Origin of the sequence: Pseudoalteromonas sp. McH1-42 (assembly GCF_022347845.1) — a bacterium.
GTDB lineage: Bacteria > Pseudomonadota > Gammaproteobacteria > Enterobacterales > Alteromonadaceae > Pseudoalteromonas > Pseudoalteromonas rubra_D.
This window is the reverse complement of sequence record NZ_JAKRFU010000025.1, coordinates 66,698-75,322: the sequence shown is the minus strand read 5'-3', so window position 1 is coordinate 75,322 and position 8,625 is coordinate 66,698. Positions and strand designations below refer to the sequence as shown.

The 8,625-nt window shown below is 47.5% G+C and carries 7 protein-coding genes and 1 pseudogene; 7 read left to right on the top strand and 1 reads right to left on the bottom strand.

The features are described 5' to 3' along the window. From tuf to MHN31_RS20040, 4 genes and pseudogenes are all read left to right on the top strand, one after another. Positions 1-133 (top strand): annotated as a pseudogene (gene tuf / locus MHN31_RS20055) (elongation factor Tu); the annotation flags it as partial. 1,095 nt (positions 134-1,228) lie between these two features. Further along, complete coding sequence (locus MHN31_RS20050; protein ID WP_125564777.1) at positions 1,229-1,588, top strand: adenosine deaminase; 360 nt, start codon at positions 1,229-1,231, stop codon at positions 1,586-1,588. A 14-nt stretch (positions 1,589-1,602) separates the two neighbouring features. Then, entirely contained in the window at positions 1,603-3,384 is a 1,782-nt protein-coding gene (locus tag MHN31_RS20045; protein ID WP_239445150.1) for a DUF4105 domain-containing protein, read from the top strand. Positions 3,385-3,467: 83 nt separating this feature from the next. Further along, a complete protein-coding gene (locus MHN31_RS20040; RefSeq protein ID WP_125564774.1) occupies positions 3,468-4,271 on the top strand; it encodes a VOC family protein in 804 nt (267 codons plus the stop codon). Between the two features lie 33 nt (positions 4,272-4,304). On the opposite strand, the gene MHN31_RS20035 is transcribed toward MHN31_RS20040, so the two are convergent. Further along, positions 4,305-5,030 carry a transporter substrate-binding domain-containing protein gene (locus MHN31_RS20035; RefSeq protein ID WP_125564772.1) on the bottom strand — a complete coding sequence of 242 codons (726 nt, stop codon included), beginning with the start codon at positions 5,028-5,030 and terminating at the stop codon, positions 4,305-4,307. A 127-nt stretch (positions 5,031-5,157) separates the two neighbouring features. On the opposite strand from MHN31_RS20035, the gene MHN31_RS20030 reads away from it, so the two are divergent. The 3 genes from MHN31_RS20030 (at position 5,158) to MHN31_RS20020 (ending at position 8,608) form a co-directional block, all read left to right on the top strand. Next, positions 5,158-5,823 (top strand): SDR family oxidoreductase, encoded by a 666-nt coding sequence (locus MHN31_RS20030; protein WP_239445149.1) that lies wholly within the window; start codon positions 5,158-5,160, stop codon positions 5,821-5,823. A 77-nt stretch (positions 5,824-5,900) separates the two neighbouring features. Beyond that, positions 5,901-6,272: a hypothetical protein gene (locus MHN31_RS20025; RefSeq protein ID WP_239445148.1), complete on the top strand. Its 372-nt coding sequence runs from the start codon at positions 5,901-5,903 to the stop codon at positions 6,270-6,272. Next, a complete protein-coding gene (locus MHN31_RS20020; RefSeq protein ID WP_239445147.1) occupies positions 6,272-8,608 on the top strand; it encodes a fatty acid cis/trans isomerase in 2,337 nt (778 codons plus the stop codon). Before MHN31_RS20025 ends, MHN31_RS20020 begins: the two co-directional genes overlap by 1 nt. The last annotated feature ends 17 nt before the right edge of the window (positions 8,609-8,625 follow it).

Below are 8,625 nucleotides of genomic sequence, written 5' to 3'. Positions count from 1 at the left end.
AATGCCTGGTGACAACATCAAGATGACTGTTGAGCTAATCGTTCCAATCGCGATGGACGAAGGTCTACGTTTCGCGATCCGTGAAGGTGGCCGTACAGTAGGTGCTGGTGTTGTTGCAACTATCGTTGAGTAATATCGACTTTAGTTAATGCAATAAGCATTGTAAAAAAGGCCATTCTCTAATAAAGAGCGTGGCCTTTTTTAATGCCTGAAATATGGCGATGGAAAATGCGGTGTGGAAGTACATCCATGTAGCGACGCCCATCGCGCATCTCGATAATTGCTCCTGCATTATTCTACTTCCCCACATCCATGTGGGTCCTTGCGCTCACCTCCTCATGCTGCGAAGCGGTGGTGACTCCAGGCTTCCTGCCTTACGCACTTCGAGCCAGCATAGCTACTCAAAAATATTCCAGATATTTTTGTCGTTCATTCGTCGCCCTTGCGCAAAGGAAATGGCCAGTGCAAGCACTGTGTCATTAGCCCTTTGCACGATAGATGGCTCTCTCTACAGGGTAATGTTGGTGCTTGTAAATGATCTACAGATTGCAGTAACACTGTGAAAAAGGTTGCTGAGGCGGCCTTTTTTAATGCCTGGAATATGAGAATGGGTCGTTTAGTGTGGAGCTACATCCATGTAGCTACGCCCATCGCGCATCTCGATAATTGCTCCTGCATTATTCTACTTCCCCGCATCCATGTGGGTCCGTGCGCTCACCTCCTCATGCTGCGAAGCGGTGGTGACTCCGTGCTTCTTGTCTTACGCTCTTCGAGCCAGCATAGCTGTTCAAAAGTACTCCAGATACTTTTGTCGTACACTTTCCACCCTTGCGAAAGAGATTGCGGTATTAGCATCAGGCGATACGATGATTTGTCACGGAACACAGTTACCATTGTTGCGACTTGTGCAGTGCACCATGATTATAACCCGACATGAATTTGAATTAGGAAAGAGAGTAGTAAAGCTGATTAATTAATGATTAATATACGATTTTATAATCACTCAATACGCTTCTTTAGCCGTAATTTGAGTAGTTATATTCTCAGTATTTGACGAGAGCGTTGTTCATTTCATTAATGTTAAATGTTTAATATTCAGAGGTTGTTTTTTTGGTTGATGTTTATTCAATTGTTTGTTTTTTCTGAATGTATAATGAACATTTTTATTGACAGGTTAGTGCTCGCGTGTAGAATTTAGGTAACTTTTTTAATATAAAGATAAATGGAAATGAAATACTCAATTATCCCTGCTGCTGCACTAGTAATGTTGTCTGGCTGCGCAAGCGTTATGACTTCTGATATGCAAACTATCCAGGTAACAACAAACACAGGTAAAGTTGTTGAAGTGACTGCTGATGGTAATCTAGCAAACACCCCAGGTGCCGTTCAGGTGCTGAGAGATGGTCAGGATAAAGTGATCAGAACCACTGCTGCGGGCTGTGCTTCTGAAACACCAATTAAGAAATCTGTTACGCCTGCTTTTTTCGGTAACATCCTTATCGGAGGCGTGTTTGGTTCAACCACAGATTCCTCAACAGGTAAAATGTGGGACTATGCAGATAGCGTAGAAATCCAGTGTGATAACTAAGCTGTAGTTCCAATATGAAACAAATATTAAGCTGTTTTATAACAGCTTTTTTTTTATTCACGGTGCAGTCTGTTGCACATACCACAGCACCATTGGAGCGTCTTGCTAATTCAAAACAGTGGCATCTGTTACTTCATTTAGATAACAACGGTATGCCTCAGATTAAGGACCCACAGTTTGTACTTTCTGCTGAGTCTGGCCACTTCTCGGCAAAGGCTGAGCTGGATAAAACACTGGCGTTAATGAATGAAGATCTTCGCCTTGCTTATTGCCAGTTTCCTGCGCGAGTGACGCTTATATCGCAAACCACCGGGCAGATACTTTCCCCCGATATGGCTCAACAATGCCCTGAATTACAAAAGTTTCTTGATTATGTTCCCTTTGATTCACTGACACTGGTTTTTGCATCAGAAGTGGTGACGTCTGCATCCAGTATGATGGGGCATATATTTTTTAAGGCCGAAGGCAAAAATCACAAAGGGACGGACGTGGCCCACTCTTTGGCTTATTTTACGGAAATCACCACATTCAACCCATTTAAACTACTGGTTGAGAGTACCTACACGGGAATGCCAGGGTTTTTCTCAGTGCGGCCATTTTCCAAAGATTTGGTGAAGTATCGTGATATTGAACAACGCAGCTTGTGGCAGTATAAATTAAAGGCAGACCCTAAAAAGCTATCGTTATTGCAGTTACACTTGTGGGAGCTTAAAGGTAAAGAGTTAGTATACTATTTTCAATCGTATAACTGCGCTACGATGACGCTTGAACTTCTGGCTTTGCTCAATATCGATATTATCGATGAAAAAGGCAGTATTGTGTCACCTTTGGATGTTGTGAAGGCAGCTACAAAGCATAAGCAAGTAGATACAATTCATGTCGATGCATCGGATTTATGGCTCGTACATGCCATGTCTGATGAGCTACCTGCCTCCAGCCTAACTAGAATGGATCAGTTGCTTGCCAGTGATTTGTCTACCTTGGGACAGGAGCCATTAACGCCGCTTGAGAAAGAGTACCTGATGAGATCGTTAAAGTACCTTTCTGTCTCCGAGCGTGCACAGACTTATGTTGCGGATCTTCAGGCTGAAGTCGATCAGCATCAGCTTAATTTGATGCATCATAAAATGCCGACTAAGGCTCCCCAAGATTCTTCTTTTGATCTGCGATTTGCGAGGCAAAGAAATGGCCATGATGTAATTAAACTAGGCTGGTTACCCGCTGGACATTTTTTGCAAAGTGATACTCGGCAGTATTTGTCGGAATCAGAACTACAAATGGGCTATACCGTTTTGGCTTATGATTTTGATGCGCAAAGTTTGAGCCTGGATGAGTTGACGCTCTATAAAGCGCGATCTTTAGCGGCATCTTTACCTGCATTTGGACAATTATCTTCACAAGTGTACTTTGGTTATCGGCCACAAAAAACACAACAGCTCGATGAAAAGTCGTTGCTGGAGCTCTCAGGTCTTGCTGGCAAATCATATCAGTTACACAGAGACATATTGGGTTATTGGTTACTGGGTGGCGGTTTGACATCGGATGTCAGCCATACCCGTGGCTATATCGAAGCCACTGCAGGGTTATCGGCAGATGTACTGGTAGACAGTAAATTTACGCTGGAGTTGGGGGCGATAAGCGGTGCTGTCGCCGAGTCAAGCCGCAGTCATTACTTAAATACTTCCCTGAGCTGGTTTATGACCCAGGACAGTATGTTCAATCTGTCTTTTAAACTAGAGCGAAATCGTGATTATGAAAACCATGAGTTGGGTGTGCAATTTGTTCTGCACTATTAGGTGCATGGTGACTTAATTATTGCTCAATCGTGTATCCAGTGCTTCACTTAAGCGGTGAATGGTATTTTATCAGTGGGTGCAATATGGCATTAGTTTCTTATAACCGGGTGGGGGCGTTTTGCTGGGCAGAGCTGTGCACCAGCAATTGGCAGGAGGCGAAAGCCTTTTACACGCAACTTTTTGACTGGGGGTTTGACGATCAACCAATTGGAGAGGGCGCTTATTATACAATGCTGCAAAAACAGGGTGATGATATTGCGGCTATGTATCAGATGATGCCGCAGCAGAAAGAAGCGGGTGCGCAGAGCCAGTGGCTGAGCTATATCGCGGTTGAGAATGTGGATGAGATGGCTGACAGAGCGCAGGCACTGGGCGCTGAAATCATTGCCGGCCCGCATGATGTGCCTGAAGCGGGCAGAATGGTGATGTTACAGGAACCCGCAGAGGGGGCCCATTTTGCGCTTTGGCAGGCAAAAGAGCACCCGGGGTGCCACCGAGAGCTGGAAGCTAATGTGCCTTATTGGTTTGAGTTGGCGACACGGAGTAGCCAAAAAAGTAGGGCATTTTACAGTGCACTACTGGGTTGGCAGGCGCAAGATAAGCCTATGGAGGGCATGGATTATGTGTTGTTCAGCGCACGCGACACAGTTGTGGCGGGCATGTTACAGATGAGTGAAGAATGGGGAGATGAGATCCCCGCACATTGGATGACCTACTTTGCAGTGCTGGATTGCGATGCCATGGCCGATAAAGCCCGGACTCTGGGTGGGCAAGTGTGTGTGCCGCCGACGGATATCCCTCAGGTTGGTCGATTTGCTGTGATCACTGACCCTCAGGGGGCTGTCTTTTCAATTATTCAATCTCAAATGCATGACATTGAACCTTAACCCACATATGGCTAAGGTAAGACCGCCTTTTCTTTAGTCTAGTGAGATCAGCTGCCCCTGACACTGAGAAAAGGCGTTTTCCAGTCGCTCTGCATATTGCCTGAGCTGTCCGCTTTTTCTTATTGCTTTTATGTGGGCACTGAGTTTCGGTACCAGAGCCTGGTGCTTTTTATGGACATAATGATAGATGGTAAAAGTACGTGCTGAGGCCGTTTTACTATACAGTGTGGTCAATCCGGACTCACATAAGGAGCCCAAGGCATATTTATCTGTGGCTAATATCCGATTGACGCGGCCACGGCTCAGTGCCTGATAGGCTGATATGTCATTCTGGACCCGGTTACAATTGAGCTGGTGCTGCTGACAAAACCAAACTGTGATCAGATTACCGGCAATGATTGCCAGGTCTGTTTCATAAGACAGGTCACAGTACTTTGGATCTGTACAAAGCAGCATCAATTTGAGTTGACCGAGTGGTGCAGGCACAGCGATTAAATTAGCATAGCGTGCACCAACTAAGTCAACGCGTCCGGCTTCCGCATCCAGTTCACCCTCATTCACCAATTGCAGGCCCCGCTCGCTTGGCAAGAACTCAAATTCCGGTTGGATCCCCAATGGCGCATAAATGGCGCTGAACATCGCCGTGATTTGCTGCTGCCCGAGCGTATATGACAAAGCTTCGCTGATATTGACACGATAGGTATTTGCTAGCGCAGCTGGCAGCCACAACAGGGCGATCAGGATGAAATATCGTGGCAAGAGTGTACTCCCTTAACTGGCGTCCTTTAAAGGTAGCAGAACCTGGTGAGGCTGAAAGTAATCACCGCAATCTATAGAATGGCAGGTATGCTAATGTGAGCGCAGATAAATAAACGAGGAGAAAGGTATGTCAAAACATGTGGTGATCACCGGCGCTAACCGTGGTATTGGTTTGGAGTTATGCCGACATTATGTAGCAGCGGGTGATCGGGTAACGGCCGTAGTGCGTCGTACATCGGAAGAGCTTCAGTCGCTAGGCGTTACAGTCCTTGATGGCATTGACGTTAGTATTGCCGAAGATGTGCGCACACTGTCATCAGCTCTTGGAGACCAGGTTATTGACATACTGATTAATAATGCAGGTATTTTTCACAATGAAACCCTGCAACAGATGGATTTTACCACTTTGGAACAGCAGCTGATGGTCAATGCCGTCGCACCAGTGCGTGTTACGCATGCGTTGCTGCGCAATCTAACTGCGGGGGGCAAGGTGGCGATGATCACCAGCCGAATGGGCTCCATTGAGGACAATGGCTCGGGTGCTTATATAGGCTATCGTATGTCCAAAGCGGCGCTGAATGCGGCTGGGGTGAGTCTGGCGCATGAGCTAAAGCCGCATAGGATTGCTGTGGCGCTACTACACCCAGGGTTTGTGCAGACCCAAATGGTCAATTATGCGGGTGATATTTCTGCGACAGACGCCGCGCAGCGTCTAATCCAACGTATTGCTGAGTTAACGTTGGAAACCAGTGGTGGATTCTGGCACGCCAATGGCGATCGCTTGCCCTGGTAAGTGCAGGGTAGTACACCGGAAAGGGGCAAATTTGTGCTAAACTTCGGGCAGGTATTTGCATAAATGAGCTAATTTTCATGGAACTTCAAGAAAACACCCCACTAAACCTGCCTCTGTTTAAACTGGATGATAATCTGGCTGAGCGCGATATCGCGCAGCCTGACCTGACACTGGAAGTTATTCTGGATGCCAATCTACTGGCCAATCTTTGTCAGAACCCCGCCCCCGAGCAAAGTGTGAGTATTCCACTTGAAGGTTATCAGGTCAGTAACATCGAACACCAAGTGGCCAAGGTTTTGAGCCATGGTCACCAGGCGCAGTTGTTGCTTAATCACGGTCCGGTACTGAGTGCCGTTTTGAGCTGTGAAAGCGAGGTTGTGTTTGTTTCTCCACCAATGGAAATGATGCCCACATTCGATTTAGGGCTTGATGACGAAGAGGATGAGTAATGCGCAGATCGGGCTGGATACTGATTGGCTTAGTTACGTTTTTAAGTGGGTGTGTGGCATTGGGTATGAATCATTACGATGATTTGTTCGGGCCACAGCAGGTGCAACAGCGCATCCAGCCGCAATCAGAGCCGCAAGGCGCGGCTTACCTAAGTGATATTAAGCCAATTCTGGATACCCGGTGTGTGGTATGCCATGGCTGTTATGATGCGCCCTGTCAGCTTAAATTGAGCTCACCAGAAGGCATAGACCGAGGGGTAAGTAAAACCCGAGTGTATGATGGCACCCGCTTGCTGGCCGAATCTCCAACCCGCTTACTGTTTGATGCGCAGTCTACATCACAATGGCGTGAGAAGGGTTTTACCCCTATTCTCAATGAGCGCGTACAAACAGAGTATGCCAATCTCAATGGCAGTGTGCTGTATAATAGCTTACTGCTCAAACATACGCAGCCGTTTGCTCAGCAAGGGCTGTTGCCTCAGCACTATGACTTTTCATTAGACAGAGCGCAGACCTGTCCGACGATGGATGAGTATCCAGACTATGCTAAAGAGCAGCCCCATGCAGGCATGCCCTATGGTTTGCCGGCACTGACGAACAGTGAATTTACACAACTCACTGAATGGATCAAGCAAGGCTCGCCGATGAGCCAGATTGCCCCACCCAATGCGAATGAGCAATTGGCCGCTGCAAAGTGGGAAAGCTTTTTAAATCAGGATGATAATAAGTCTCGTCTTGCCGCTCGTTATATTTATGAACATTGGTATCTGGCGAATGCTTATTTTGACCGCCTGGGTGGCGAGGCCTTTTTTAAGTTAGTGCGCTCTAAGACGCCACCGGGTGAGCCCATTGAACTTATTGCGACGGTCAGGCCATTTGATGACCCCAAAATCACACGGGTTTATTATCGTTTTATGCAGGTACGCAGCACTATCCTGTCTAAAACGCATATGCCGCTGGCACTGAATGACGACAAACTGGCACGCTTGCAGGCGCAATTTATTCACAGTGATTATCAGGTGCCACAGTTACCGGGCTATGCCCCTAAACTGGCAGCGAACCCCTTTAAAGTGTTTGCGGCGATCCCCGTGAAGTCACGGTATCAATTTATGCTCGATGAAGCGGAACTGATCGTCAAAGGTTTTATTAAAGGCCCGGTGTGTCGTGGTCAGATAGCCCTGAACGTGATCAACGACCACTTCTGGGTGGCTTTTGTGGACCCTGAGAAAAATGCGTCGCCGGCCGTGGCGCAATTGCTTACCCGTCATGATGATGACTTGCTCCTACCAGCGGCAGAGCAGAGTAATGTTTTGCCTTTATCGAGCTGGGCGAAGTATGCCAAGCGCCAGCATGATTATTTGGAAGCCAAAACGGCCCTGTCTAATCAGGTATTTGCCGATGGCAAGCAGCTTAACCTTGACCTGATCTGGCAAGGAGAAGGACACAATCAGAATGCCGCATTGACTATATTCCGCCACTTTGACAGCGCCACCGTGGTGAAAGGGTTCATTGGGCAAGCTCCCAAAACGACCTGGGTGCTGGATTATGCTTTGTTTGAGCGGATCCATTACTTACTGGTCGCGGGCTTTGATGTGTATGGGAATATTGGTCATCAGTTGGTGACTCGGTTATATATGGATTTTTTGCGTCTCGAAGGCGAGCAGAACTTTCTGAATTTGCTGCCGCTGAGTCAGCGCCAGGCGATTAAACAGCACTGGTATCGTAAATCTCATTTGAGTCTCAGTGAGTTCATTAATCGCAAGTCATTACTGGGGGCGCCGTCTGGGATCCACTATCACAGCGATGACCCACAGGCAGAATTGTATGACATGTTAAAAGCGCATCTGAAGCCGGTTCTGAATGAGGCCTACGATTACACCGCCGTTCCGGCAGCACTGCAACCACTCAATACACTGCCCGTGCGCGCGATTAATCAGCTGCCTCAGGTGTCGTTTATTTTGGCTGTTGATGGCAAAGGCGAGCATCAGCCCTACACCCTGATCCACCACAATGCGCACTTTAATATTTCGAGTCTGCTGAATGAGGAAGGTCAGCGTGCGTACGAAGAAGACACTGCGACTGTGGTACCAGGGTTTATCGGTGACTACCCGGAAGCTATCTGGCACCTGCCGAATCAGGCGCATATAGACGCTTTTGTGCAACAGCTGGGTGAGGTGCGTAGCGAGTCGGATTACCGGATGCTAAAAGCCACGTTTGGGATCCGTAGAACACACCCGCAGTTTTGGCAATACAGTGACCTATTGCACCGTGTTGCCCGTGACGTGCGGGGTGTAGAGTACGGATTGTTTGACTACAACCGATTGGAAAACAGGTAACTAACAGCGGGCTCAGG